General features: G+C 69.3%; 25 protein-coding genes and 2 pseudogenes. 15 read left to right on the forward strand and 12 right to left on the reverse strand.

The genetic code is table 11. The features are described from left to right. The coding region (locus tag ACWD4J_RS13655) for a substrate-binding domain-containing protein (protein ID WP_451395534.1) at positions 1 to 554 on the forward strand (554 nt) is incomplete at its 5' end. Between the two features lie 459 nt (positions 555 to 1,013). Here ACWD4J_RS13655 and ACWD4J_RS13660 read toward each other — a convergent pair. Continuing rightward, positions 1,014 to 1,460 carry a VOC family protein gene (locus ACWD4J_RS13660; RefSeq protein WP_451395535.1) on the reverse strand — a complete coding sequence of 149 codons (447 nt, stop codon included), beginning with the start codon at positions 1,458 to 1,460 and terminating at the stop codon, positions 1,014 to 1,016. Positions 1,461 to 1,732: 272 nt separating this feature from the next. On the opposite strand from ACWD4J_RS13660, the gene ACWD4J_RS13665 reads away from it, so the two are divergent. Both ACWD4J_RS13665 and ACWD4J_RS13670 read left to right on the forward strand, forming a co-directional pair. Beyond that, positions 1,733 to 2,035, forward strand: coding sequence for a hypothetical protein (locus tag ACWD4J_RS13665; protein ID WP_451395536.1), 303 nt, complete (start codon positions 1,733 to 1,735; stop codon positions 2,033 to 2,035). Positions 2,036 to 2,043: 8 nt separating this feature from the next. Beyond that, positions 2,044 to 2,910, forward strand: a complete 867-nt coding sequence (locus ACWD4J_RS13670) for a dioxygenase family protein (RefSeq protein WP_451395537.1) — start codon at positions 2,044 to 2,046, stop codon at positions 2,908 to 2,910. Positions 2,911 to 3,197: 287 nt separating this feature from the next. Here ACWD4J_RS13670 and ACWD4J_RS13675 read toward each other — a convergent pair whose 3' ends face one another. The 3 genes and pseudogenes from ACWD4J_RS13675 to ACWD4J_RS13685 all read right to left on the reverse strand — a co-directional run. Next, positions 3,198 to 4,631 (reverse strand): sugar porter family MFS transporter, encoded by a 1,434-nt coding sequence (locus ACWD4J_RS13675; protein ID WP_451395538.1) that lies wholly within the window; start codon positions 4,629 to 4,631, stop codon positions 3,198 to 3,200. Positions 4,632 to 4,640: 9 nt separating this feature from the next. Continuing rightward, positions 4,641 to 4,910, reverse strand: a pseudogene (locus ACWD4J_RS13680) (2-keto-myo-inositol dehydratase); the annotation flags it as partial. A gap of 167 nt (positions 4,911 to 5,077) precedes the next feature. Beyond that, positions 5,078 to 5,233, reverse strand: a pseudogene (locus tag ACWD4J_RS13685) (5-dehydro-2-deoxygluconokinase); the annotation flags it as partial. 361 nt (positions 5,234 to 5,594) lie between these two features. Between ACWD4J_RS13685 and ACWD4J_RS13690 the strand changes: the two are divergent. The 3 genes from ACWD4J_RS13690 (at position 5,595) to ACWD4J_RS13700 (ending at position 8,299) form a co-directional block, all read left to right on the forward strand. Next, a complete protein-coding gene (locus ACWD4J_RS13690; protein ID WP_451395539.1) occupies positions 5,595 to 6,650 on the forward strand; it encodes an NAD(+)/NADH kinase in 1,056 nt (351 codons plus the stop codon). Positions 6,651 to 6,783: 133 nt separating this feature from the next. Further along, positions 6,784 to 7,848: a lipoate--protein ligase family protein gene (locus tag ACWD4J_RS13695; RefSeq protein ID WP_451395540.1), complete on the forward strand. Its 1,065-nt coding sequence runs from the start codon at positions 6,784 to 6,786 to the stop codon at positions 7,846 to 7,848. Between the two features lie 121 nt (positions 7,849 to 7,969). Further along, complete coding sequence (locus ACWD4J_RS13700) at positions 7,970 to 8,299, forward strand: antibiotic biosynthesis monooxygenase family protein (protein ID WP_451395541.1); 330 nt, start codon at positions 7,970 to 7,972, stop codon at positions 8,297 to 8,299. 725 nt (positions 8,300 to 9,024) lie between these two features. Here the strand turns inward: ACWD4J_RS13700 and ACWD4J_RS13705 are convergent. After that, positions 9,025 to 9,477: an Lrp/AsnC family transcriptional regulator gene (locus ACWD4J_RS13705; RefSeq protein WP_451395542.1), complete on the reverse strand. Its 453-nt coding sequence runs from the start codon at positions 9,475 to 9,477 to the stop codon at positions 9,025 to 9,027. Positions 9,478 to 9,589: 112 nt separating this feature from the next. Here ACWD4J_RS13705 and ACWD4J_RS13710 point away from each other — a divergent pair, with 112 nt between their 5' ends. Together ACWD4J_RS13710 and ACWD4J_RS13715 are read left to right on the forward strand one after the other, a co-directional pair. Then, a complete protein-coding gene (locus ACWD4J_RS13710; RefSeq protein WP_451395543.1) occupies positions 9,590 to 10,207 on the forward strand; it encodes a LysE family translocator in 618 nt (205 codons plus the stop codon). A 51-nt stretch (positions 10,208 to 10,258) separates the two neighbouring features. Then, positions 10,259 to 10,714, forward strand: a complete 456-nt coding sequence (locus ACWD4J_RS13715) for a PaaI family thioesterase (protein WP_451395544.1) — start codon at positions 10,259 to 10,261, stop codon at positions 10,712 to 10,714. 80 nt (positions 10,715 to 10,794) lie between these two features. On the opposite strand, the gene ACWD4J_RS13720 is transcribed toward ACWD4J_RS13715, so the two are convergent. Both ACWD4J_RS13720 and ACWD4J_RS13725 read right to left on the reverse strand, forming a co-directional pair. Continuing rightward, entirely contained in the window at positions 10,795 to 11,124 is a 330-nt protein-coding gene (locus ACWD4J_RS13720; protein ID WP_451395545.1) for a trypco2 family protein, read from the reverse strand. A gap of 115 nt (positions 11,125 to 11,239) precedes the next feature. Continuing rightward, positions 11,240 to 14,653, reverse strand: coding sequence for an NACHT domain-containing protein (locus ACWD4J_RS13725; RefSeq protein WP_451395546.1), 3,414 nt, complete (start codon positions 14,651 to 14,653; stop codon positions 11,240 to 11,242). A 353-nt stretch (positions 14,654 to 15,006) separates the two neighbouring features. On the opposite strand from ACWD4J_RS13725, the gene ACWD4J_RS13730 reads away from it, so the two are divergent. Further along, positions 15,007 to 15,801: an SDR family NAD(P)-dependent oxidoreductase gene (locus tag ACWD4J_RS13730; protein ID WP_451395756.1), complete on the forward strand. Its 795-nt coding sequence runs from the start codon at positions 15,007 to 15,009 to the stop codon at positions 15,799 to 15,801. Between the two features lie 107 nt (positions 15,802 to 15,908). Here ACWD4J_RS13730 and ACWD4J_RS13735 read toward each other — a convergent pair whose 3' ends face one another. The 3 genes from ACWD4J_RS13735 to ACWD4J_RS13745 form a co-directional block, all read right to left on the reverse strand. Further along, positions 15,909 to 16,619 (reverse strand): hypothetical protein, encoded by a 711-nt coding sequence (locus tag ACWD4J_RS13735; protein ID WP_451395547.1) that lies wholly within the window; start codon positions 16,617 to 16,619, stop codon positions 15,909 to 15,911. A 135-nt stretch (positions 16,620 to 16,754) separates the two neighbouring features. Continuing rightward, entirely contained in the window at positions 16,755 to 17,678 is a 924-nt protein-coding gene (locus ACWD4J_RS13740; protein WP_451395548.1) for an RNA polymerase sigma-70 factor, read from the reverse strand. 286 nt (positions 17,679 to 17,964) lie between these two features. Then, positions 17,965 to 18,348: a DoxX family protein gene (locus ACWD4J_RS13745; protein WP_451395549.1), complete on the reverse strand. Its 384-nt coding sequence runs from the start codon at positions 18,346 to 18,348 to the stop codon at positions 17,965 to 17,967. Between the two features lie 303 nt (positions 18,349 to 18,651). Between ACWD4J_RS13745 and ACWD4J_RS13750 the strand changes: the two genes are divergently transcribed. Both ACWD4J_RS13750 and ACWD4J_RS13755 read left to right on the forward strand, forming a co-directional pair. Further along, on the forward strand, positions 18,652 to 19,272 hold the full coding sequence (locus ACWD4J_RS13750) for a GNAT family N-acetyltransferase (protein WP_451395550.1): 621 nt from the start codon (positions 18,652 to 18,654) through the stop codon (positions 19,270 to 19,272). A gap of 91 nt (positions 19,273 to 19,363) precedes the next feature. Further along, positions 19,364 to 19,741, forward strand: coding sequence for a 5-carboxymethyl-2-hydroxymuconate Delta-isomerase (locus ACWD4J_RS13755; RefSeq protein WP_451395551.1), 378 nt, complete (start codon positions 19,364 to 19,366; stop codon positions 19,739 to 19,741). A gap of 139 nt (positions 19,742 to 19,880) precedes the next feature. Here the strand turns inward: ACWD4J_RS13755 and ACWD4J_RS13760 are convergent, their stop codons facing one another. Together ACWD4J_RS13760 and ACWD4J_RS13765 are read right to left on the reverse strand one after the other, a co-directional pair. Continuing rightward, a complete protein-coding gene (locus ACWD4J_RS13760) occupies positions 19,881 to 20,627 on the reverse strand; it encodes a GNAT family N-acetyltransferase (RefSeq protein ID WP_451395552.1) in 747 nt (248 codons plus the stop codon). Next, positions 20,605 to 21,246 (reverse strand): TetR/AcrR family transcriptional regulator, encoded by a 642-nt coding sequence (locus ACWD4J_RS13765; RefSeq protein WP_451395553.1) that lies wholly within the window; start codon positions 21,244 to 21,246, stop codon positions 20,605 to 20,607. The genes ACWD4J_RS13760 and ACWD4J_RS13765 overlap by 23 nt, the downstream gene beginning before the upstream one ends. 165 nt (positions 21,247 to 21,411) lie before the next feature. Between ACWD4J_RS13765 and ACWD4J_RS13770 the strand changes: the two genes are divergently transcribed. The 4 genes from ACWD4J_RS13770 (at position 21,412) to ACWD4J_RS13785 (ending at position 26,344) form a co-directional block, all read left to right on the forward strand. Continuing rightward, a complete protein-coding gene (locus ACWD4J_RS13770) occupies positions 21,412 to 22,326 on the forward strand; it encodes a metal-dependent hydrolase (protein WP_451395554.1) in 915 nt (304 codons plus the stop codon). A gap of 53 nt (positions 22,327 to 22,379) precedes the next feature. Continuing rightward, positions 22,380 to 23,489: a PDR/VanB family oxidoreductase gene (locus ACWD4J_RS13775; protein WP_451395555.1), complete on the forward strand. Its 1,110-nt coding sequence runs from the start codon at positions 22,380 to 22,382 to the stop codon at positions 23,487 to 23,489. A gap of 147 nt (positions 23,490 to 23,636) precedes the next feature. Continuing rightward, a complete protein-coding gene (locus ACWD4J_RS13780; RefSeq protein WP_451395556.1) occupies positions 23,637 to 24,512 on the forward strand; it encodes a M24 family metallopeptidase in 876 nt (291 codons plus the stop codon). Further along, positions 24,509 to 26,344, forward strand: a complete 1,836-nt coding sequence (locus tag ACWD4J_RS13785; protein WP_451395557.1) for an SDR family oxidoreductase — start codon at positions 24,509 to 24,511, stop codon at positions 26,342 to 26,344. Before ACWD4J_RS13780 ends, ACWD4J_RS13785 begins: the two co-directional genes overlap by 4 nt. Positions 26,345 to 26,500: the final 156 nt, after the last annotated feature.

Raw genomic sequence — 26,500 nt, forward strand, 5'->3', positions numbered from 1 at the left:
TGCTCACCGGCACCTCCACCGACACGTACACCAACCTGTCCACGACGGCGTACCTGAACTGGTGCGAGCGCGTCGGGCAGGACCCCGTGTACGAGGCGTACCCGGCCCACGACCCGTGCGCCGGAGCGGTCGCCGCCGACCGCCTGCTCGCCCGCCCGGACCGGCCCGACGCCGTCTACGGGCTCTTCGACCCCAACGGAATCGACCTGCTGGCGGCGGCACGCCGGTATGGGCTGCGCGTACCCGACGACCTGCTCCTGGTGTGCTGCAGCGAGTCGTCCGTCTACGCCAGCACCGAACCCCCCATCACCACCCTCTCCCTCAAGCCGCGCCGCATGGGCACCGCAGTGGTGCAACTCCTCATCGACGCCATCGAAGGCGTCGAATCAGAGGAACCGATCCAACAGGTGCTGCCTACGGAACTCAAGGTTCGGACGTCCTCTCAGCGGCAGCAGCCGCACACCCTGGGTGACCCGCCTCGCTCACCTGGACAGGAAGAGGACACGGACCGGCAGGTGGCTTGCTCTGGGGGCGTCCACAGTTCCAGTCCTTGACACGTCCTGGCCGTCAACTGACCCGCTGGTACTGCCCTAGGCCCTGGCGCGGCTGCCCGCCGACGACGACCGTGCCACCGCCACAATTCGGGACCCCGAACAGGTATACGGCAAGGGTGTCGAAGTTCTATGATGTCGGGCATCCCGCCTCAGTGGTTCCCCCCGTGCCACTGAGGCGGGTTCGCCTTTGGCGCTCGCGTCGGATCCGGGGGCCGCCTTGGGCGGTAGACGGCGCAGCCAGTCCTCGGGTGGGGCCCGCGCCCGCCCGCCGCGGGGAACTTTCTCGTTTGAAGCCCGACGGATGAAGGTTCGAGCTGACCGCCATCCCTGTCGTCCATAGGCGGCATCGACCAGGTGGCATGGACCATGCGGAAGAAGCCACGATCCGTTGCGGAATCCACTCGCCCTGGCCGTGGACGATTGTCCTGGCCCCACGGTCAAGGGGGGTATGAAGCGGTGTCAATCGTCCGTGTCTGCCGACTCGACAGCCGCCAGTGTCACGGTGCCGTCGTCCGAGACCGACCAGCCGGGGTTGTGGCACACCTCCCAGCGGTGGCCGTCGGGGTCGGCAAAGTAGCCGTGGTAGCCGCCGAACGCCGCGCGTTGCGGTTCTTTGAGGACAGTCGCTCCTGCCGCACGGGCCCGCTGCATGGTTGCGTCCACTTCGGCGGGCGAATCGAGGTTCTGTGCGAGGGTGAACGGTGTGCCGGGTGTCGCCGCATGTCCGGTGTCGGCGCCGAGGTCGGCCAGGGGAAAGAGTGCCAGGGCCAGCCCCTTGCCGATCTGGTAGAAGACGATCTCGTCCAGATCGAGCAGCGGTTTCCAGCCCAGACCATGGCTGTAGAACCGGCGGCTCACTTTCAAGTCCTCGACGCCCAAGGTCACGAGATTCACCTGCTGGTTCATGAAACACCCCGATGTGCCGCTAGGAGATCGCCGTCCAGCCGCAACGCTACCGCCGGCGGCAGGCGATCCTGGGCTTGCCGGGCTTGCCGGGCTTGCCGGGCTTGCCGGGCTTGCCTTGGGCCATGCCGCACGGCTATCCACTGATCAGAGCTTTCTATTGGCCACGGGCGATGATCGACGCCCACGATGACCCCAGCCATGAGGGAGCCAAAACCGCGACGGCGTCCTCAGCGGCTGCCGCACGGGCTGAATTCCGCACCGCCCGGGAGCAGATGGCCGCTGTGCTGGGCACCGACCACCCGGACCGGGTGGCGGAGGTCATGGACAGCCTGCGCTCGTATCCGGGCAAGCACCGCATCGGCTGCCCGCTGCTCCTGCTGCACGGCGGCGAGGACCCCCTCGCCTGCTATGAGGACCAGGAGCCCTTCCTGCGCGCCGCCGACCCCTCCACCGCCACCGTGCGCATCTGGCCCGACGGCGAGCACACTCTCTACAGCCACGCCGCCGAGCGCGACGCCTGCACCGGAGACCGGTTCATGGATGATCTTGTTGGACAGGGCCTCCCGAGCAGCTAGGAGTAACAGTGGACTTCACCGTCGAGACCGCCACCGACGCGGTCGTGGACAGCTTTCGACAGAGCCAGGATCAGCGGTTGCGAGAGGTGATGGGGAGCCTGACTCGCCATCTGCACGCCTTCGTACGGGACATCGAGCCCACGATGGAGGAGTGGGAGGCCGCGATCGGTTTCCTCACCGCCGTCGGCCAGAAATGCGACGACACCCGGCAGGAGTTCATCCTGCTCTCCGACGTCCTGGGCGTCTCCATGCTCGTCGAGACCCTGAACGGGACCGAGAAGGGAACCGAGAGCACCGTCCTCGGCCCCTTCCACATGACCGAGTCCCCCCACCGTGAACTCGGCGACTCCATCGACCTCCTCGGCACCGGCCGCCCCTGCGTCGTCTCCGGCCAGGTGCTCGCCCCCGACGGCACCCCGCTGGCGGGCGCCGGACTCGACGTCTGGCAGTGCAACGAGGACGGCTTCTACGACGTGCAGCAGCCTGACGTACAGCCCCCGGGCAACGGGCGCGGCCTGTTCCGTACGGACGACGAGGGCCGCTTCTGGTTCCGCACTGTCGTCCCCTCCCACTACCCGATCCCCACCGACGGCCCGGTCGGTGGCCTTCTCGAAGCCACCGGCAGGCACCCCTACCGGCCCGCCCACATCCACTTCATCGCGAGTGCCGACGGCCATCGACCGGTGACCACCCACGCGTTCGTCGCTGACGGCCCGTACATCGACTCCGACGCCGTCTTCGCGGTCAAGCGGGGCCTGATCACCGACTTCACCGAGTCGTACGACGAGCAGGAGGCCGAGCGCTTCGGTGTGACCGCACCCTGCACACACGCCAGGTTCGACATCGTCCTGGCGCCGGAACCCGAGGCGACGTGATGATTCCGCAGCAGTCCTCCTTCACGTACGAGGCACTGCCCATGCGCGTGGTCTTCAGCGCCGGCAGCCTGCCCCAACTGCCCCAGGAGGCAGAATGGTTCGGTCTGCGGCGGCTGCTCGTGGTGTCCACTCCGGGGCAGCGTGTTCTCGCCGAGCGCGCCGCCGCGCTGATCGGCGACGACGCGGCAGGCGGTGCGTCGGCTGTTCACCGAGGTCCTACGCGCACGGTCATGGGCTGTCCTTTCGACGGCCCCCGGGCCGCTGTCGGCCCGGGGGCGAAGGGGTGTTCAGGAGAATCGGGTCCGCAGTTCCGTCTCGAGGTTCTCCAGCGTGCGGCCGCGCGTTTCGGGGACGTACAGCTTCACGAAGGCCAGGGAGAAGAGACCTGCCACCACGAAAAGGAAAAAGGTGCTGGAGATGCCGATGCCGGACACCAGCGACGGGAAGACCAGGCCGATGACGAAGTTGGTCAGCCACAGCACCACGGCTGCGACGCCCATCCCGAAGCCGCGCATCCGCATCGGGAAGATCTCCGAGAGCATCAGCCAGGTCACCGGCGAGATCGCGCCCTGCTGGAAGGCGAGGAAGGTGATGGTCATGGCGAGCACTGCGTAGGCCCGCCCCGTGCCCTCCGGCAGCGTCAGAGAGAAGACGCCGATCAGCAACAGCGCGCTGGTCGTGCCGATCTGGCCGGCCATCAGCATGGGTCGGCGGTCGGCCCGGCTCAGCAGCCAGATGCCGATGAAGGTGGCCAGCACCGAGATCACGCCGTTGGCGATGTTCGCCGTCAGTGCGCTGTCCGAGGTGAACCCGGCGTCGGTGAGGATCTGCGTGCCGTAGTACATGATCGTGTTCACGCCGGTGATCTGCTGCACGATCGCGATGCCGAAGCCGACGAACATCAGCTTGCGCACCCACGGTGTGGCCTTCATGTCCTTCCAGCCGCCGAGCTTCTCCTGCTCGTCCTTGACGGCGAGGGCGGTCACCTCGCTGAGTTCGGCCTGGGCGCGGGCCTCGGACCTGACCTGCTTGAGCACCTCGAAGGCCTCGTTGAAGCGGCTCTGGGAGGCGAGCCAGCGGGGGCTCTCCGGCATGACCAGCATGCCGAACCAGAGCACGACGGCCGGAATGGTCGCGATCACCAGCATGTAGCGCCAGACGCCGCCGGACTCGCCGCCCACGTGGGCGATGATCGCGTTGGACGTGAAGGCCAGCAACTGCCCACTGACGATCATCAGTTCGTTGCGGGTGACCAGCGCGCCGCGCCGCTCGGCGGGCGAGATCTCCGCAAGGTACACGGGCACCGTCACGGACGCGCCGCCGACCGCGAGGCCGAGCACGAACCGCGCCACCACCATCACCGCGGTGGTCGGGGCCAGCGTGCAGCCGAGCGCGCCGATGAAGAACAGCACGGCCAGCAGGAGGATGTTGCGGCGCCTCCCGCGCGCATCCGACATCCGGCCGCCGGTGACCGCGCCGAGCGCGGCGCCCAACAGCAGCGAGCTGGTGACCATGCCCTCCGTGACCGGGGTCAGGCCGAGGTCGTCGGTCATGTAGGGCAGGGCGCCGTTGATGACGCCCGTGTCGTAGCCGAAGAGGAGTCCGCCGAAGGTGGCGATGACGGTGATGAGCCGCAGCCGCCGGGAGACCGCCGGCGGAGCGTCGTCGATGAGCGTGGAAGGGGTGGTGCGCGCCTGTGCCGCGTCGTCCCTGACGTCCATGGCGGCCTCCTACCGGTTGTTGTTCGGGCGTCGGGTTCCGGTCAGGCCGCAACCGGCCAGGTGTTCACGGGTGCGTACGGCGATGGGCAGCGGTACGTCGGGAGCGCACGGGTACAGGTCCTGCTCGACGATGACGAACAACTCGGCGTCGAGCCTGGCGAGTTCGGCCACCACGTCGGCAGGGTTCGGCACACCTGCCGGAGGCGACACGCACACGCCGCGCTTGACCGCCTCGCCGAAGGAGAGGTCCTCGGCGGCGACCTGATGCTCGTCCTCGGGGAACCAGATGCCCCACGAGTCGGGGGCCGAGCCGAGGCACAGGTTGCCTGCGGTGGTGCGGAGGGTGGATGGCGCCGTTGCCATGGCGTGTCCTTCGGGGAGGGGACGGGGGACGTCAGCTGGAGGTGGGGAAGGTGAACCCTGCGGTGACCTGCTGTTTGGGCGGGGGCCGGCACGCCCTTCGGGCCGTGCTGCACCACGGCCAGCTCCACGCCGGCGGCGAGCAGCGCCTTGGCGGCGGCGTACGGCTCGCGCTCGCCGGTCGCCACCTCGCACTCGTCGATGACGGCGACGGTGGTGTGCCGAAGCGCCTCTGCCGCCCAGGTACTTGCCGAACGAGGTGACCTCCGCCAGCCCCACGCCTGTCTGGAGCGGATACACATCCACTCCCACGCGGCCCATGGTCAGCACTTCGATCGGCATCACGCTGGTTTCGTTTCCCTTCGCCCCGGAGATTCCGGGAACTATCGCGCTCTACTAGAGCGCTCTAGGCGAGTACGATGACCCCTGTCCAAATGTCATGTCAATAGGTTGTTGCGGGGAGATTTCGAGACCGCCCCGGCGCAGAAGAGCCGCGAGGGCCGCCTCGGTGGGAGACCACTTCCCGTGGCGGGCTACTTCCGAAGCTGTGACGATGGCGTACAGCCTTCGGATGCGACGGCACGACGGCACCTGGGAGACGACATGCCGATCAGCCGGTTGGGACTCGTCGTGCACGGGGGCCGCCCGGAGGCCGTGTCGGCAGCACAGACCGTGCGTGACTGGTGCACGGGGCACGGCATCGGGTGCGTGGACATCGATGTGTGGCAGGGCCAGGGGAGGCGCCGCGGTGCCCGGGAGGAGATGCAGGCCGCGGGCAGTCCTGATCTCGTCGTGACGCTCGGCGGGGACGGCACGTTCCTGCGAGGTGCGCGTGTCGCAGCCAAGAACAACAGCCGGGTGCTGGGCGTCGACCTGGGGAAGGTCGGTTTTCTGACCGAGGTCCCGGTCACCGATGTGGAGGACGCGCTGGACGCCGTGCAGGCAGGAGAGTGCGCGTGCGAAGAGCGGATGACGCTGACGATGCGGGCGTCCAGGCTGTTGGAGGTGCCCACCGATGTGGAGCAGATCCTGTGCTACGGGCGGGGGCCTGCGTTGCCGCCGCCCCCGCCGCATCCGGGTCGCGGCGAGAACGACTCGGTCGGCGTCGCGCTGGATGTCACCGCGCTGAACGACATCGTCGTCGAGAAGCTGGCGCGGGACCACCAGGTCGGCGTGGGGGTCTACATCGCCGACCGGCTGCTGGCTTCGTACTCGGCGGACGGCCTCATCGTCGCCACTCCGACGGGCTCGACCGCCTACAGTTTCGCCGCGGGGGGACCGGTGCTCTCTCCTCGGATGCGAGCGGTGGTCTTCACTCCCGTCGCCCCGCACATGGCGTTCAACCGTACGGTGATCGCCGCGCCGGACGAGTCGATCGCGCTGCGAGTGCTGCCCCATTCCGGTCGCGCCGTGGTCAGCGTCGACGGGCAGCCACGCGGCATCCTCGAGCCGGGTGACTGGATCGCGGTGCTGGTGGCGCCAGAGCCCCTGCGTATCGTCAGGCTCGCGCCCGCCAACTTCTACGGTCGGCTCCGGGAGCGGATGAGGCTTACGGACGCTCCCGCGACGGCTGCCGACGGTGCGGCGGCATCCCCGTCCTGGCCCGCGGGCCCCGTGCCCGACGGCCTGCGCCATCTCCGCCTCCCTCCACCGCCTTGACGGCCGGCAGTGGTTCCCGTGCCGGGCGCGCGCTACCGTCCGGCCGACATGGGGGGAATGTCGCCGGAACACGAGGGGCAGGGCCGTGGCGTTACCGTGATGGCGGTACTTCGAACGATCAAGGCGGATCAGCATGCACGGCGAGTACAAGGTGCCCGGGGGCAAACTGGTGGTGGTCGATCTCGACGACCGCGACGGAGTTCTGCGCAATGTCCGGGTGGCGGGGGACTTCTTCCTCGAGCCTGACGAGGCACTCGTCGCCGTGAACGAGGCTCTCGAAGGGGCCCCCGTAACCGCGGAGGCCGCTGAGCTCGCCCGGCGGATCGAAGCGGGCCTTCCTGAAGGCACCGTGATGTACGGCCTCACCGCGGAAGGCGTTGCCGTCGCCGTCCGCCGCGCGCTTGCCCAGGCCACGGACTGGACCGACTACGACTGGCAGCTCATCCACGAGCCTCCTCAGCCGCCTGCCCTGCACATGGCGCTCGACGAGGTCCTCACCGCAGAGGTCGCCGCGGGCCGCCGGCCGCCGACTCTGCGGGTGTGGGAGTGGGGCGGACCGGCCATCATCATCGGTAGCTTCCAGTCCCTGCGCAACGAGGTCGACGCCGAAGCCGCTCGCCACCACGACATGACCGTCGTACGGCGCATCTCGGGTGGCGGGGCCATGTTCGTGGAACCCGGAAACACCATCACGTACTCGCTGTCCGTGCCCGCCTCCCTCGTGTCGGGGCTGTCCTTCGCCGACTCCTACGCCTACCTCGACGACTGGGTCCTGGGTGCCCTCGACGACATGGGCATCAAGGCCTGGTACCAGCCGCTCAACGACATCGCCACCGAGGCGGGCAAGATCGCCGGGGCCGCGCAGAAGCGCATGGTCGGCCACGACGGTGGTCCGGGCGCGGTCCTCCACCACGTGACCATGTCCTACGACATCGACGCCGACAAGATGCTCGAGGTGCTTCGCATCGGCCGGGAGAAGCTGTCCGGCAAGGGCGTCAGCAGCGCCAAGAAGCGTGTCGACCCGCTCAGGCGGCAGACCGGCCTGTCCCGCGACGCCGTCATCGACCGCATGATCGAGTCATTCCGTGCACGCTACGGCCTCACCACCGGCCGTATCACCCGGCAGGAACTCGAGCGTGCTGAGGAACTCACCGTCACGAAGTTCTCGTCGCCGGCGTGGACCGGCCGCGTGCCGTAAAGCAGACCGATGCGGGTGCACTGCTTCCATGCAGCAGTACTGCCGCATGGAAGCAGTACTGCTGCGATGTACCACCATGCCGGTGCCGCGGTGCCGCCCACCACTGCGGCAGGATGGGGCCATGAGCGTAGTCAAGATCAACGTACTGACCGTACCGGCTGAACAGCGGGACATCCTGGAGAAGCGCTTCGCCTCCCGGGCGCACGCCGTCGAGAACTCCGACGGTTTCGAATGGTTCGAACTCCTCCGCCCGGCCGAAGGCACCGACAATTACCTCGTCTACACGCGGTGGCGCGACGAGGAGTCCTTCCAGGCTTGGCTCGAGGGGCCGATGAAGGCGGCACATCAGGGCGGCAGCGCGGAGGGCGGAGAGCGCCCCAAGCCGGCGGCCACCGGCTCCACACTCTGGTCCTTCGAGGTCATTCAGCAGGCTGCGCCGAAGAACGCTTGAACTGTCGGCGCCCGGAGGGATGCCTGACGGCATCCGTGGGGCGCCGACCGTGGTGCGCTGCCGGAGCCGCCTACCCGAACGACGCCGCCTTGCCCGCGCTGCGCGCGGCGCGGGCAAGGCAGGGCTGGGCGGCTGGCCTGCCCCCACATCACGCGGGCCTGGGACCTCGCCCGCGTATCGAGCGGAGACTTGCCGCCGATCCGAATCTCGTTCCCGTTCCCGTTGCCGTCGCGTCAAGGCTGTCGCTTTGTCCGCGGGAATCAATGACGCCGAGATATTGTTGTATATGACACGTATATGAGATTCCCGGCCGCACTGTCGCTCGACTGCTCGGCTCCGGTTGATCGGGGTGTATGCCGCACCGCTGCTGCCACCGCCGAACCGGGCCTTACCGCCACGGGCCGCAGCGGCCGCGTGTAGGGAGAGTGGCGTCAATGACCATGCTGCGTACGCGGGCTCCGCACTGTTACATCTCCGGCTGGTGTTCGACGACCTCGCACCGTCGCTGCGAGGGCAGGTATGCAGGGACGGCATGCTGCTGCCCCTGTCATGAGGCGACCGCTGTTGCCGCCGCGGCGCCCTGGTCGGGGGAGTCGGAGAAGCTGAGTGCATCCGAGGATGTGGCGGCGTAATGCCCCAGGGCTGGGGGCGGTCTGTCGACACCGGTCGGATGGGGGTGATCGCGGTGTCCGGCGAAGGCGGGTGGCCTCTCGCCGGCGGGAGGGCTACTCGGGCAGCGGGCGGTCCTGGACGACGTTCTTCATGACGAGGGTGGACGTCAGGCGCTGGACGCCCGGCAGTTTGGCCAGCTGCTTGTCGTAGAGCTGCTGGAAAGCCGCGAGATCGGCGGTGGCGACGCGCAGCAGGTAGTCGGGTTCGCCGAACAGGCGCTGGGCCTGGAGCACGTGCGGGACCGCGGCCACGGCCTCCTCGAAGGCGTCGACGGTATCGCGGTCCGACCAGCGCAGGGTGGCGAAGACGAGGGCCTCGAAATCCAGGCCGACGGCGGCCGGGTCGACGATCGCGCGGTAGCCGCGGATCGCTCCCTCTCGCTCGAGGTCACGCAAGCGGCGGTGGCAGGGCGAGACGCTCAGTTTCACGCGCGCGGCGAGCTCGGTCACCGTCAGGCGGCCGTCCAACTGCAGTTCGGTAAGAATCTTCCGGTCCAGGGCATCCATGAAGAAGATTCTCCCTCAAATGGCGCGATCATGAAGTAGGTACGCAAACACTTTCGGGCAAATCGCGCCTAATCTTCCCTCTTGGAACGTTGAATGTGAGAGGGATCGATCCATGGACACGACCACGATCGCGGCTTTCCTGGCAGTGGACCTGCTGCTGGTGTTCACCCCCGGCGCGGACTGGGCCTACGCGATCACCGCGGGACTGCGGGACCGGTCGGTCGTCCCTGCGGTCGCCGGGCTGATAGCCGGATACGCGGGATACACGCTGCTTGCCGTGGCCGGCCTGGTGGTGATCGTGGCGAGTTCGGCGAGCCTGATCACCGCGCTGACCGTCCTTGGGGCCGCCTATCTGATGTGGCTGGGCTGGGGCGTACTGAGGAAGCCTGCCGTCCTGGCCGCGTCCACGGAGAAAATGGCCTCCTCGCGCCTGCAGATCATGCTCAAGGGAGCCGGGATCAGCGGCCTGAACCCCAAGGCGCTGCTGCTGTACTTCTCGCTGTTTCCGCAGTTCATCGACTTCGGGGGCGGCTGGCCTGTGGCCGCACAGACGGGGCTGCTCGGCATGCTTCACATGACGGCCTGCGCTGTCGTCTACCTCGCCGTCGGCGTCCTGGCCCGCACGGTGCTGAAGACCCGGCCCTCGGCAGCCAGGGCGGTCACCCGCACCTCCGGTGCCATGATGATCGTCATCGGTGGGTTGCTGCTGGTGGAACGCCTGGCCGGCTGACGAACCCGCCCCACCCGTTCGCACACCTTGATGTCCGTCGAAAGAGAGCCCATGGAAGATCAGACGCAGCAGGAACAGGCGAGCCCCGAGGTGCACAAGCGCATCCAGGCCAGTTTCGACCGCCAGGGGCTGATGAGCCACCTCGGTGCACGCATGTCCCACATCGCGCCCGGCCGTGTGCACATCGTCCTTCCCGGCAGGCCCGAAGTGACCCAGCAGCACGGCTACTTCCACGCCGGTGCCACCAGCGCCATCGCGGACAGCGCCGGCGGCTACGCGGCCTTCACCCTGTTCCCCGAGAACACCGAGGTGCTCACCGTCGAGTACAAGATCAACCTTCTCGCACCCGCCGTCGGCGACCATATCGAGGCGGTCGGAACCGTCCTGAAGTCCGGACGCACCTTGACCGTGTGCCAGTTGGAGGTGTTCGACGTCCAGGACGGCCGGCGGTCGCTCGTCGCCAACGGACAGCAGACGCTGATCCGCGTGAACAGGCCCGAGCAGTGAGTCCGCAGCCGTTGCGTCGTGCAGGGTGCGGCCGATGCCGACCATGATGCCCACGGCGATCCCGCGGCGCAGGACGGCGATTACTCGACGGAGTTGAAGCGGCTCGTGCCCCCGTGGACATCGTTGCCGACCTCCAGGCTGCCCCCGGCGGCGTCCTTGGGGGTGAGGGTGAAGGCGATCCGATGGGTACGGCTCCGAGATGCCTTCGCATCGGCGTCGGCATTGACCACCCATGCCTTGACGCCGCCCTTGGCCCCGGCCTCGTGACGCAGTTCGACCGTGAACTCCATCTGAATCGGGCCGACTTCGAAGCGCACCGCCTCTCCGGACCCGGCCGCGGCCGCCTGCATCAGCCCGTCCCTGATCGCCCGCACCGCGGCGGCGAGTTCGATGTCCGCGAAGTCCGGCACTGATCCTCCTGTCGTCGACTGACGATCGACGGTAGGGCATGCCGCTCCGTCCCGTCTTCCCTTGGTGACCGCTGGTGGTCCGGTCGGGCTCGGACGGTCCCGAGCGTGGTGTGTATCAGCGGCCGCTGAGGCGGCGCCACCAGGGAGACGGTGGCTTCGGCGCATCGGACGTGGGGTACCTCAGGACCTGGCGTACCGAACCAGGCGGCAGGCACTCGGCTCCGGTGACCCGCAGATCGCCTGAGGACGCCCAGCTCAGGGTGACGGAGGCGTCGGGAATGCCGGCGAGCGCGGAGAGGTCCATGGTCGCCGGTCTGCGGCCGGCGTGCGTGAACTGGACGTGCAAGCGCAGCGCCCGAAGCGAGGGAAACAACCGGGGAAGGAGATCCGCGGTGCAGAGGTCTCCGGTCGCATAGGTGGTCACCTGCGCGCTGGTCACGCCGGGCAGACGGACCACCTGGGAGAGGTCCGGTGGGCAGAGGTCTTCGATGGTGAGGTCCACGTCCTGCAGCGAGGGGAGCCGGCTGAGCGCGGCCAGCTCTTCGGCCGGCACCGGCGCGCCGGACAGGGCGAGTGACGTGAGGTGCGGCCAGCGACGGATCGCATGGAGGTCGTCGACGACAAGGTTGCCGAGAAGCCGGAGCTTCCGCAGACCTGCGGGAAAGGGAACGTCGGTCAGCGTGAGGCGGCGTGCCGCCCCGCCCCGATCCCACCGCAGGGTCGCATCGTGGAGCGTCTCCACGTCCTGCAACGGGGACAGGTCGGGGCCGCTGGGCACGTTCCGGAGTATGACGGTGTTCACGCGCAGGCGACGCAGGGCCGAGTAGTCCGTGAGTCCGCCGCAGTCGGAGAGGCACAGCACGGAAAGCTCCGGCAGGTCCGCCGCCAGGAACTCCAGGTCCTGAAGCTTGTCGTTGGCATCCAGGGTGAAGTCGTCCGGGCGGGCGTGGCGGAGTACGGGCGACAGCGCCTCTGCTCGGAAGTCGCCCACGCAGGAGAGCACGGGGACCGAACCGATCGCGGACAGCGCGGAGAGCTGCGCCGCGCTGCGCACAGTAAGGCGTACTCCTGCGAGCGGTGTGTGGACGAGGATGCCCTCTGCGTATGCCCGGGCGTCGAAGCCGTCCCAGGCGTCCGCGAGTTCCTGCCGGACGTCCTGGTCCGGATGGGCGCGGAAGGAGTGCAGCACCTGATAGGCGTGCTCGCCGCCCAGCAGGCGGGCGGTACGGACGACCGCGCCGGCCTGTCCCGCCGTGAGCCCCTCGGGCGAGGGCAGCAGGTCCAGTGCCACGGTTCCGGCCTGAGCCAGCAGCTCGGCGTCCGCCGGGCTTTCGGGGGGTACGAGAGCTGCCGCACGCTCCTCGACCTCGGCGCGAACGTCTGGGGCGAGAGCCGTAGCGTGCTCCAGGCACGCCGCGGCAAGCAGGTGCAGCCGCTCGCGCTGCGGGGAGGCGGCCACGTCGCCGAGTTCGAGCAGGCGGCGCAGCAGTACCGCGCGTTCGTCCGCGCGGGCGTGGCCGACCGCCATCCGCACCACGTCTTCCCGCTGCGGCTCGTGGGCGTGCGCGGCCACCAGGTTGAGGTCCTGGCCCTCCACGGCGGCCTTCGCCCCGAGGTAGTCCTGGAACGTGCGGTGGATGAACTCCACGGTGTCGGGGGATGGCGCGCGCAGGATTCCGCTGCGCAGCAGCAGGTGGTCCAGGATGTCTGCGGCCTGCTCGGGTGCGGCGACCTGGGGCATCGAGCGCAGGGCATCGGCGACGACCCGTAGCGCGTTGGAGCGGTCGGCCTGGGCATGGCCGTTGCGGATCATCCAGTAGGCGAGCTGCTGCAGCAGCCACAGCTGGGCGCTCTCGTTGATCTGCAGATGCGTGGCGACCCTGCGCTGCACATCGCGGCGGACGAGCAACATGCTGAGCGCGGCCTCGTACAGCTCCAGACGGTTCTGCGGCAGGTAGGAATTGCGGTCGCGGTTCAGCGCGCAGATCATCGCGCACATCAGGGGGTTGGTCGCAAGGCGGCCCAGGTCGTTCTTGCGGGGCAGGGCGTCCGCCAGGACCTGCTCGTATTCCGCCAGCTGGGCCCGTTCCTCGGCGCGCTCGACGGTCTGGGCGGCTGCCTGGTGCCACCGGTGCATGAACGCGGTGACGTCCTGACGGTTCATCGGCAGCAGGTTCAGCTCGGTGAACTGCTGGCTGCTCAGCCAGCCGTCGTCCACGGCCGAGGGGCGGGTCGTCACCAGGAAGACGCAGTCGCGGTAGAGGGTGATCAGCTGCTTGAGCCAGTCCCGGGTCCGCTGCCGGTCGCCTTCCTGGATTTCGTCCACGCCGTCGATGAGCAGAAGCCCGCGCCCGGACTGCAGGACCTGGTCGGCCCAGCCTTCGGGCTGCAGGGAGTGCAGCGGATTGCCGACCGCGGAGAGGAAGTCCTGTGGTTCCGGCAGCGCATCGCGCCGGGTGAGGGTGCGCAGCGGCAGGACGAACGGCAGGCAGCCCTGAAGGTGCCCGAGCGCCAGGGGAAACTCCTGCCGGGCCGCGGTCACGGCGAGCCACTGCACCAGGGTCGTCTTGCCGGAACCGGCGTGGCCGCGCAGCAGGATGCGGGTCCGGCGTGCGAACGCCGTCTCGACACGTTGCCGTCCGCCGCCGACCGGATCGTGGAACCGGCCGCCCGGCTCGCCGACCGGGTCCTCCGATCCGGACCTCCGCCTGTGGTGGGGCGCCAGCTCCAGGCTCAGATACGCCGTGTCCAGTGGCCACTGGGCGTGTTCCTGGCGGCTGAAGTCGAGTCCGAAAATCCTCAGTTCGTTGTAGAACTCGGCCACGTACGCCGCGTATCGGCGCTCGAACGCGGCGTGCGGGTTGTGCTCGGGATCGGTGAGTTCGTCCACGGTCGGCTGGTGACCGGTGTGTTTCACCAGCCGCTCGATGAACTCCGGGTCCCCGAAGAGCACGCGGCTTCGTACGGCTTCAAGGCGACCGTGCTGCCAGTTGACGGGGTCCGTCACCACCACACCGATGATCGTTCCCTGCGCGAACAGAGCGGCCCCGGACATGCCCGCCCACGGCGAGAGGCCGTCCGCCTGCGCGAGAGGCGGCGTGTGCGGGCTGTCGAGTACGTATCGCGAGCGGACCATGCGCGAACCCGGCTTGAACGTGCCGACGATCTGCTCCGTGTCGAGTCCGCCCTCGCTGTCGCGCTGCATGTGCGGGAAACCGATGGCCTGGCAGGATTCCATGGGCGCGAGTCCGGAGGGCACGCCCCAGCGCACGGGCGCCAGCTGCTCGGCGAGTTCGGCAGGGATCAGGTCTCGCTTGGCGAGCAGGAGCGCGGCATCGCACTCGCGGTCCTGCCGCGACCACACCACGCGGCATTCGACCTCACCGACGCCGCCGAGAGTCGCGACCTTCGCCAGGTAGCGGTTCTGCACCACGTGTCCGGCGGTGAGGACGAGACGGGGTGTCAAGAGATACCCGCTGCCCTGGCGGGTGCCGAGTACGGCCGCGATGCGGAAACGTTCCGGGCCCACGGGTCACATTCTCCGCAGAAGTAGTGTTCGGTGGCTGCCTGCTGTGGTGGAGTCGCTCCAGCAGCCGACCGGGCTGCCCTGATCCCCGTCACCGCTTCCGTCGCTGGTCCGACGCTCCCACCGTAGGGCATTTCGCACCGTCAGGTCAGCGGTTCCGGCGGTCCGCGGGGCAGTTGGGGCGCACCCGGCGTGGGGTCACGGCTCGCACCGCTCAGAGGCGGCCTGGATGAGGGGGCGGCGGGTCGTCGCGTCGCGCCTTCACAGGCGACACCAGTCCCATGGGCCAGAATGCGGTGAATGACCGATTCGTTCGGAGATTTAACGCTGGGTCTATGGCAGGGGAGCGGGAGTCGATGGAGCTGGAGCTGAGCGACAAGGTTGCCGTCGTCACCGGTGGCGGCAAGGGCATCGGCCTTGCCGTCGTCGAGGCGTTCGGGCGTGAGGGCGCGCGGGTCGTGGTCGGCAGCCGTAGCGAGTCCGCGGAGCTCGCGGCGGTACGCGACGCGTACGACCTCGCCTTCGTCGCCGCTGATCTCAGTACGACCGAAGGGGCGGAGACGCTGATCCGGGCGGCTGTGGAACGGCACGGCCGGATCGACGTGCTGGTGAACAACGTCGGCGGCACCGATCACCGCACCGACTTCCTCGGCATCGACGACGCGCAGTGGCAGCGGGGCTTCGAGCTGAACTTCTTCAGCGCGGTCCGCGCCAGCCGCGCCGCGCTGCCGCATCTGCTCGCGGGCGACGGAGGCGCGATCGTCAACGTCAGTTCCATCAACGCCCGGATGCCCTTCCCCATGGTGGTGGACTACTCGGCCGCCAAGGCCGCGCTGACCAGCCTCACCAAGGCGCTGTCGGAGGAGTTCGCGCCGCGCGGCGTACGCGTGAACGCCATCGCCCCGGGACCGGTGCGCACCCCGTTCTGGACCGCTCCCGGAGGTTTCGCCGACATCGTCGCTGCTGATGCCGGGACGACGGCCGAGGAGGCCGTCGAGGTGGTGGTGCCCCGGCAGATGGGCATCTCCACCGGGCGCTTCACCGAGCCACAGGAGGTCGCCGACCTCGCGGTCTTCCTGGCCTCACCGTGCGCCGCGAACATCACCGGTGCCGAGTTCGTCATCGACGGCGGCCAGACGAAGACGACCTGAGACGCGGATCAGACGGCCGGCCTTGAGTGAGGGCGCAGTGTCGACGACGCGCAGGGCCTGGTAACGGGCCGCCTGCAAGGTCACCTCACCGGGTGGGCCGCCGTCGGTCACGTGGGAGGTGCTGTAGGGATTTCCTGACCGGAACTGGATCCGAGGGCCGGCGGCGTCTGGTCGTCCCCCGACGGGCCGAGGTCGCCGTCCTCCCACTCGGGGTCGTAGGCGCAGGGCACGGTGGCACCGCCGATGAAGTACTCCCGGTCCGGGAACCAGGTGAAGGACATCATCTCGGCCCCGTCGTCCCGCTGGACGTACAGATCCCACTCCTTGCCCTTCGTGCCCTCACGGAAGGCCGTGACCGGCCAGCCGTTGTCCTTCAAGTGCTGGTGGAGTCGGCGGAGGCCGGGGACGGCCTGGCTCGCGGGGACGTGGTCCAGCGCCCAGCTGTGGCTCATCCGGTAGGCCCCGTCGACGGTCTTGTCCGCCATCCCCAGCAGGCCCTCGTCGTAGCAGAAATCGGAGCTGAACGTGTTCTCCGTGCTGACGCCGACCTGCTCGGCTCCTGGTTCCACGGTGCGCTTGAACCCCACGACGTCATACGCCTTCTGGGAGCGCTGGAAGGCGCGGCTCGCCATGTCCTCGGGTGCGACGCGGGGGAAATCCGTTGCCGACCCCCATGAGCCCAGTGCGAACTGGACGATCACAACGAGTGCGACGACGAGTGCGACGCAGCCGCATCCGAGGCCCCCGATGACGAAAGCGGGGGGCCCGGAGTCGGTCGGGGCGGTGGTGGCGTCGGTCGGCGCGGTCTCCTCGGACATACGCGGACGGTATGTCAGCGGGGGAGCGCGGCGGATGGGTGCGGTTACCCAGCAAGGAGTGGGTACGCGAACTCAGTTGATGTCGAGCTCCTGTAGGGCGGGGGTGGGGGTTCGAGGTGCGGTCGGCTGCTGCGGTTACTCGGTGGGCCGGCGTGCCTGTCTTACTTCCCGGTGGATGGCCCAGGCGTCCGCTACTGGGCCCATGTGCCCGAGCTTGTCGGGGTTGATCACGGTGCGGATCGCCTGGATCTGCCCGTCGAGTACATCGAGCGCCATGGTGTGGAGAACCTTGCCGTCCCGGTCGCGGAAGATCGCGCCCGGCTGGCCGTTGACCTCGTGCCGCTCGAACGTCACGTCGACCCAGGCCATCCGGGGGAAGACGGAGGCAAGCAGCCGGGCCACGTTCTCGGCGCCGATGACGGCCCTGGCCAGCTGCGGGGCCTTGCCGCCGCCGTCACCGACCATCGACACGTCGGCGGCGAGCAGGTTCTGCAGGCCGGCGACGTCGCCTTCGCGGAGGGCGTCGAAGAACCGCGACGCCAGTTCCTCCCGGTCCTTGCGGTCCGCTTCGAAGCGGGGCCGGCCCGCAGCCATATGGCGCCGCGCCCGCACCACGAGCTGGCGGCACGCCGCCTCCGAGCGCCCCACCGCCGACGCGACCTCGGGAAAGCCGAAGTCGAACACCTCACGCAGTACGAAGACCGCCCGCTCGAGCGGGCTGAGCCGCTCGAGCAGCAACAGGGCCGCCATCGACACCGAGTCGGCCAGCTCCGCCGACCGCGCCGGATCCTCGTAAGGGTCGGCGAGAAGCGGCTCGGGGAACCACGGCCCGACGTACTCCTCCCGCCGGACGCGGGCCGAGCGCAGCACGTCGATCGAGATCCGGGTCACCGTGGCCGAGAGGAAGGCCTTGGCCGACCTGGGCTCGGTCGGGGAGGCCTCGAAACGCAGCCAGGTCTCCTGGACCGCGTCCTCGGCCTCGCTCACGCTGCCCAGTATCCGGTAGGCGATCGAGAAGAGTAGCGGCCGCAGCTCCTGGAACTCCTCGGTCCTGCTCATGCCGGCTCCTCCTTGAAGCCCTGGCGCCACGAGGGGTGGCGCAGCTGCCAGCCGAATTCCCGCTTGGTGTCGCCATGGGCGTTGGCGGTTGCTGAACACGCCCGTCGCCTTCTGTTCGCCCCGGCCCCATCTGCCACGAACACTCGCCTGATCATCACCCTCCGTGATCGACAATCGACTCTCAACCCCTGGGACAAGACAGCCCCGCTGTCCCAGGGCGTTTTTGCGCCCTGAGTCCTGAGTGGGACGGGGCTGGATGATCGGGCACCGTGCGTTGTGCCGCCGGTCAGCCGGTGAAGGACTCGGGGCCGAAGCGGCCCCACGCAATGAGGGCTGCAAGCGCGAGATAGACCAGGTTCAGCACCACGAGGCTGGATTCGCCACGGCGGCCGTGGGTGATCATCGCGCCGACCATCAGCAACACCCAGCAGACGGCGGTCACCGGCACCAGACCCGGTGCGATGTCGAGCGCGGCGGGCAGGATCAGGCCCGCTGCGGCCAGGAGTTCGAGGACGCCGAGCGTCTTGACGAAGGCGACGCCGGCGTCTGCGGTCCATCCCCCACCCTGGACCGCAGCCAGTTTCTCCTTGGGTACGAACGTCTTGCTGATGCCGCCGGTCAAGGCCACTGCGGCCAGCAGTCCGGCAGCGATCCACAGCGCGAGATGCATCGTCTACTCCTTGATCGAGGATTGCCTGCACCCCGTACGACGAGACAGCAACCTCGCCTGTGACATCTCCGAACACCCCGGCAAGGGCGTGGGAAGGCGGGCGCGCGCGTACGGCCTTCCCACCGGATCAGGATCTGAGTGGCCAGGACGAGACGAAATCGACGGCGCCGCCACGGTGGGCGTCGGCGCCGCGGTTTCGCGGGGACGGAATTCGGGCGACATGACGCGATCGCTCTGGAACGCTGCGGCCTGGGGCTGCGCCCTGGATACGACCGATCTGTGCCGGCACGGGAGTGGCGATCGATGAGTTTCACGTTGGAGGGGCCGGTTCTGGAAGGCGCGCTCGTGCGCCTCGAGCCTCTGGATCACCGCCATGCGGCGGACTTGGCCGCGGCGGCGGAGGAGGACCGGAACTCGTATCGGTTCACGTGGGTGCCTACGGCGGCCGAGGTGGAGCAGTACATCGATGCCCAGCTTGCCCGTGCCGCCGCCGGGAAGCTGGCCCCGTACGCGCAGGTGGAGCAGGCGTCCGGGCGGGCGGTCGGAGCAACGGCCTATTGGGATCCACGCCTGTGGCCTACTGGAGACCGACTGTGCGCGATCGAGGTCGGTTTCACCTGGCTCGCGGCGTCGGCTCAAGGTACGGGGGTGAATACCGAGGCCAAGTACTTGTTGTTCCGGCATGCCTTCGAGAACTGGGGGGTGGCACGCCTCGACTTGAAGACCGATGCACGCAACAGCCGTTCGCGGGCTGCGCTCGAGGGCGTGGGTGCACGGTTCGAGGGGGTGCTGCGGAACTGGTCCAGGTCCTGGGCGCCGGGCGAGGACGGTCGGCTCCGTGACTCTGCCATGTTCTCGATCGTCGCAGCGGAGTGGCCGGACTGCCGGGCCAGGCTCGAACAGCGAATCGCTCGAAACTCCTGACCCTCTGCGGTAGCCGGCACAGCACCGCGGTGGCGCAAGGGGTGACGGTTGGTAGATGTAAGATGCATGCGTCTGTGTCGAGAGGTCCGTCATGCCCCACATCACCATTGATTACTCGCCCCGGTTGGCCGATGTCTTCGACCGGCAGGCGTTCGTGAGGGAGCTGCACCCGATGGTGGTCGAGGAGGCGGGCTCGAACGGAGTGTGCAAGACCTTCATCCGCCGCGCCGGGGAAACGTACGTGGGGGACGTGAACGCCGATGGCGACGGGGACGGCCGGATGGCTTTCATCCACGTCGAGGTGGGGTTGCTGCCGGGCCGCCCTGACGTCCTCAAGGCCAGGCTCTCCGAAGACGCTCTGGCCCTGCTCGCAAAGCATCTGCACCTCGGGGACGGGCACGAGGTCGTCTCTTCGGTGGAGGTGCGGGACCTCGATCACGCCTACCGCCTGAGCCACACGCAGACCTAGCCAGGGGGCGTACGGGCATCGTCGCTCAAGCGTCGGGCTGACGGGCTGGCCGAGCCTGGTTGCGCTGGAGTTGGAGTCGGCCGGTCGGCCGCGCAGGGCGGAACCACGGTGCCGTAGGTGGGACCATCCTGCCGCCGTGTCAAAGGAGTTCGATGCTGAGCTGGGCACCCAATTCCTGAAACCCCAAAGCAACCGCAACCTGCCGAGATGCGGGCACCCGGGCACGCCATTGCGGCAGTAGTCCCGCAGCGAGCGCGTGCGCCGCCGTTGCCGAGCCCGCCACCCGGGCGAGCCCCTGCCCCCACCACGCGGGGGAGGTCAGCACACTGATGTGAGCGGTCCGGCTCGGCCATGACTGGTATCCGGCAGCGGCGATCGCTGCGTCTCCCTCGCGGATGACGAAAGCCGGCGAGGTGATCTCGTACAAGCCGGCTTCCTGAGTGTCCTCCTGGCCCGCACCCTTCTCCAGATTCCGCAGATCCGGGTGGTCACGGGGAAGGAGCTGCACCGGCAGCGAGGTGGGCGCGGCTGGACGGAATCCGTCCGGGGAGGCGTAGGCCAGCGCAGCAGGGCCGAGCACCCGAGCCACCGGTAGCACTTCGCGAAGCGTTTCAGCATCGGTGACTACCTCTGCAGACAACCCCTCCAGCGCATCGCGAACCATCATCGCCGCACGCTCGCTGGGCGCGGTCACGATCGCCGACCCGCCCATGGACACCACACCGATCCAGCCGGCAGGGCACAGCCTCGATTCCGGCGAAACGACCACGTTCACACCCCCCTTCGGCGCGAACGACACCGGCACCGAGGCCAGGTCCTCCCGCAACCCCCGGGCCCTGGCAAGCAAGGGATCAAGTGACTGGTCATTGACGCCGCTCGATGGCACTCCTGATCTCCTCCCAGTGCTGTGGGTCGTCCAGGGCTCCGGCCAGGAGCTGGTAGACGGCGCGTTCGCACAGGCCGACCAGTTCCGCGCGGGTCATTCGGGGCTGGTCGAGCCAGCTGAGCACGGCCTCCTCCATGAAGGCCAGCCAGCCGCTGACGGAAAGGGTCACGGCCGGTGTCATGGGCATCCCCGCTCCCGCGAGCCCGGTGAGGATCCATTCCGCGAGGGTGGCGCGTACGGTCCGGTGGAGGGTGCCCAGGTCGTTGCCGCTCTTGGAGAAGCGGACCACGGCGAGGTACATGACCGGGTGGCGGGCTACGTAGGAGACGAAGGTCTCGATGCCGGAGCGCAGTTGCTGGGCGGCGCTGAGGGCGGGGTCCGGTGCGAGCTTGCCGAGAAGCTCGTCGGCCGCCATCTGGACGATCGCATGGCGGAACTTGCGCTGCGAGCCGAAGTAGTGGAAGAGCAGCCCGGGGGAGACCCCGGCCTCTTCGGCCACGGCTTCGACGGAGATGTCGTCGATGGTCCGGGTGTCCAGCAGGCGTCGTGCGGTCGCGAGGATCTGTTGCCGGCGGTCATCGGGGGGAAGCCGTCGTGCGGACGAGTCGGAGCGTGCCATGTGCACATCCTATTGACTTCAAGTCAACAAGCCCTACTGTTGAGTAACACTCAATAGCGGGCCCGCGGTCCGGTTGACGGTTGCGGCAGGCGTCAGGGGCGTGCCGCATACCCGCTACCGAAGCGCCGCCCGCCACAGTCCCCGTGTGCGACCGAGAGGCCTGCCATGCTCAAGAAGTCAGCACGAACGCCCGCTCCTCCGGCTCCACATGCGGACGAGCACGACCATCTGGTCCTGCAACCGCGGGACGTGCAGTTCGACTGGGCGCGCCTCCCTCTGCACTGGATTCCGGGCGAGCCGCTGGCCAGTCACGTGATCAACGTGCTGCACATGCTGCTTCCCGAGGGCGAACGATGGTTCGTGCGTACGTTCAAGCAGGCCCTGCCGATGATCACCGACGAGCGGCTGCGGGAGGACGTGCTCGGCTTCGTCGGACAGGAGGCCGTCCACGCGGAAGCACACCAGGGCGTACTCGACCACTTCCTGTCCAAGGGGCTCGACCCCGCCCCGTACGTCCGCCACATGGACTGGCTCTTCCACCGTGTGCTGGGCGACCGCGATGGGCTGACGCCGTCTCAGCAGCGCGAACACGTCATCGAACGCGTCGCGCTGATCGCGGCGATCGAGCACTTCACCGCGTTCCTCGGGGACTGGGTGCTCAACGCCGACGCCCTGGACCGGGTGGGTGTCGACCCCGTGATGCTCGACCTGCTGCGCTGGCACGGTGCGGAGGAGGTCGAACACCGCAGTGTCGCCTACGACCTGCTCACCCACCTCGACCCCGGCTACGCACGGCGGATCCGGGCCATGGCCATCGCCGGGCCGGTGCTGTACTGGCTGTGGATCCGTGGCGCCCGCTTTCTGATGGCCGCCGACCCCGAGCTGGGCGGCACGGTCAAGGCCGGCTGGCGCGGATACCTGGCGGCGTCCCGCCGCGGGCTCCTGCCGGAGCTGGGGAAGACGGCGCGCTCGGCGGCGCGCTATCTGCGCCGCGGTTACCACCCCAGCCAGGAGGGCTCGACCCGGCAGGCGATCGCCTACCTCGGCTCCTCCCCGGCGGCCCGCGCCGCCGCCCACTGATCCGCTGATCGCGAACCCAGCCGACCGAGCCGCGAAGGACCGACGACCATCCCATGGACGCGAGCACCACGTACCCCGCACCGCCGCCGGACCTGTACGGCCGCGACCGCAGCGACCGCCTGATGCGGGCCATCACCGCCTTCAGCGACACCTACATACCCCTCGCCGCGAGGATGGCCGAGCGAGGCTCCCGCGATCGCCCTCCGGCCGGCGCGGCGGGCGGCACCCTTCGCCTCGTCGTGGCCGAACGGACGACGCACTGCGACGACGTCGTCTCGCTGCGGCTCACGGCCGTGGACGGAGGGCGCCTGCCGCAGTGGCAGGCGGGCAGCCACATCGACCTCCAGCTGCCGTCGGGGCGCAGACGGCAGTACTCCCTGTGCGGGGACCCCGCCGACCGGTACGGCTACACCATCGCGGTACGCCGCCTCGACGGCGGTGGCGGCGGATCCCTCGAGGTCCACGACTCCCTCTCACCGGGCAGCAGCGTCACCGTCACCGGACCGCGTAACGCCTTCCCCTTCGCCGCCGATCCGGCGGTGCTGCTCATCGCGGGCGGCATCGGTATCACCCCGATCCTGCCCATGGCCCGCGAAGCCGCCCAGCGGGGCCTGGACTGGCGGCTGATCCACACCGGCCGCACCAGGGCGTCCCTGCCGCTCGGCGCGGAGCTGGCACGGCTCGACCCGACCCGGGTGGAGATCCTCACCGACGACGAGCACGGCGTGCCGGACTGCGCCGAGCTGCTGCGGCGCGCGCCGGCCGGTGCCGCCGTGTACTGCTGCGGCCCGGCCCCGATGCTCGACGGTATCCGCGCAGCGTTCGACCGGCTCGGCCCCGGCAGGCTCTCTGCCCTGCATTTCGAGCGGTTCGCGCCGCCGCCGGTCACTGACGGCAGGCCGTTCGAGATCGAGTTGACACGCAGTCAGCAGGTACTGCCCGTCCCGGCCGACCGCTCGGCGCTCGACGTACTGAGCGAGAGCCTGCCGGCCGTGCCGTACTCGTGCCGGCAGGGCTTCTGCGGCGTGTGCCGCCAGCGTGTCGTCGGCGGCAGTGTCGAGCACCGCGACCGCCGGCTCACCGATCGGGAGCGGGCCGACGGCGAGATGCTCGTCTGCGTCTCCCGCGCCCCCGAGGGCGAACGTCTTGTCCTCGACCTGTGAGGTTCCCTGTCCCCGTCACGGAACCCGTCCAGCCACCGAATCCGGCACGGAACCCGCCCAGCCAGGGAATCCGGTCCGTCACAGGCCGGCCCTGCCACGGAACTTCGACCGTTTCACGGCCGCACCACGACCTGGAAGTGAGCCCCGATGACCACCACACCCACCGAGCCCTCGAGCGGGAGGCGCCAAGCCGCGCCGGCCTTCCCGTTCGACGCGGCCGACCTCGACCGCTTCCGAGAGCTTCAGCAACTGGCATATGAGTGCGCCGGACGGGTCGCCGACTGGCTGGAGCCGGGCGTGACCGAACGGCAGGCCGCCGCCCGGCTGCGCCAGGAGCTGATGAGGGAAGGCGTGGAGGACTTCTTCCACGTCCCGTTCGCCTGGTTCGGCGACCGTACCGCGTTCCGGCACTTCAAGACACCGCTCCAGTTCTTCGCCGGCCGCCGACGCCTGGAGGAGGGCATGCCGTTCGTCCTCGACTGCGCTCCGGTGGTCGACGGATACACCGCCGACATCGGCTACGCGGGCAAGGCCGGTGAGAACCCGGTGTGGGACCGTATCGCCCTCGACCTGCGTGAATACCGGGAGCTGATCCTGCGCGAGGTGCGGGCGCGCAAGCCGCTCGACGAGATCTACCAGGCCGTCGACGCACTGATCGCCCACCACGGCTACGACAACCGGCACAAGGTGTACCCGGGCCGGGTCATCGGGCACCAGGTCACCCGGATGAAGGCCCGGGGTCCGGCCGGGGTCACCCTCTTCGGGTTCGGCGTGCGCACCCTGCAGACCCTCGGCCGCGAGCTGATCAGCGAACGCCTCCACGGCCGCTCCCCCCTGTGGGCCGACGGCCGCTCATCGCGGCACGCCCCCACCCCCGGACTGTGGGCCGTCGAACCGCACGTCGGATTCGGCGACGTGGGACTGAAGTTCGAGGAACTCCTCGTGGTCACCGAGGACGACGCCTACTGGCTCGACGACGACCTGCCCCACGTACACCGCTGGACGAAGGAACAGGCCCGATGACCAACGCTCCCGAACCCTCCGGCAGCCGCGAGCCCGGAGCCACTGCCGATGCCGAGCCCCGCCTGCGCACCGTGCTCTCCGGTGGCGTCGCCATTGCCGTCTACGAGCAGGGCGACCCCGCGAAGCCCACCGTGCTGCTGGTGCACGGTTATCCGGACACTCACCGTGTGTGGGACGACGTCAGCGCGGCACTGGTCGAAGACCACCACGTCGTGCGGTACGACGTGCGCGGCGCCGGCAGCTCCGGAGCGCCCGCGCGGCGCGCCGGTTACGGACTGCCGCAGCTCGCCGACGATCTGTTCGCCGTGGCCGACGCGGTCAGCCCCGAGCGGCCCGTCCACCTCGTCGCCCACGACTGGGGGTCCATCCAGTCCTGGGAAGCGGTCACCGATCCGCGGGCGGCCGGCCGTATCGCCTCGTACACCACCATGTCGGGCCCCTGCCTGGACCACGTAGGGCACTGGATCCGGCACCGGCTCACCCGCCCCACCCCCAGGCACCTCGGGCAACTCCTCACCCAGGGTGCGCACTCCTGGTACATCGTCGCCTTCCACCTGCCGTTCCTCGCGCCCGCCGTCTGGCGTCACGGCCTCGCCCGCCGCTGGGACCAGGTGCTCCACCGCATCGAGGGCGTCACGCCCCGGCCCGGACACCCGCAGCCGACTCTCCGTGACGACGCGGTGCGCGGCATCGGCCTGTACCGGGCCAACATGCTGCCCAGGGTGCTGCGTCCGCGGCAGCGGCTCACCGAGGTCCCGGTGCAACTCGTCACCCTGACCAAGGACCACTACGTCAGCCCCGCACTGGCCGAGGGCGTGGAGCGGTGGGTGCCCAACCTCTGGCGGCGCACCGTGCCCGCGACCCACTGGTCGGCACTGCTGGAGAAAGGAACGACCGTGGCACGCATGGTCCGTGAATTCGTCGCCCACTCCGAAGGCGCCGCCGCGCCCCCCGGCTTCGACCGGTCCGGCCGCATCCGGCCGGGCAAGCGTCGCGGGGGCGAGAACGGTGGCAGCCCCTTCGCCGGGCGTCTGGCCGTCGTGACCGGAGCGGGCAGCGGCATCGGACGGGCCACCGCGCTCGCCTTCGCCGAACGCGGCACGGACGTGGTCGTGTGCGACCTCGATCTGGACGCGGCCGAGCGCACCGCCGAGCTCGCCCGCCTGCTGGGCACCGCCGCCCACGCCTACCGGGTCGACGTCTCCGACGGCCCGGTCATGGACGCCTTCGCCGCCGAGGTCGCCGCCGACCACGGAGTCCCCGACATCCTGGTGAACAACGCCGGGATCGGCCACTCCGGAACCTTCCTCGACACGACCGAGAAGGAATGGCAGCGGGTCCTCGACGTCAACCTGTGGGGCGTCATCCATGGCTGCCGCGCCTTCGGCACCCGCATGGCCGAGCGGGGCGAGGGCGGCCACATCGTCAACCTCGCCTCCGCCGCCGCATATCTGCCCTCCAAAGTGCTGGCCGCCTACGCCACCAGCAAGGCAGCGGTGTACATGCTGTCGGACTGCCTGCGCGCCGAGCTCGTGGACTCCGGCATCGGCGTGAGTGCCATCTGCCCCGGCATCGTCAACACCAACATCACCAGGACCACCACCTTCTCCGGACTGAACCCCGAACAACAGGCCGCCAAACAGGCCAAGTTCTCCGGCTTGTACGCCAAGCGCAACTTCCCGCCCGAGAAGGTCGCCGAGCAGATCGTCCGCGCGGTACTCCGCCGCCGTCCGGTCGTGCCCGTCACCTTCGAGGCCAAGGCCGCACGCATCATCGGCCGCATCTCACCCGCCCTGCTGCGCGCCACCGCGCGCCTGAACGCCACCGGATGAGAACCCGACCGCACCCCGGCCCGGTGCACGCGCGCGGGCCGGGCATCGGTCGGGGGCTCCCGGCGCCCGTGCCACAGCTCGCCGGGCCGGTTTGACAAGCCGTCGTTCCGCTTCAGGTCAGCTGGTCAAAGGCTCGTTCCCTCCCCCTGAAGTGGA

The sequence above is a fragment of the Streptomyces sp. NPDC002577 genome, assembly GCF_053594815.1.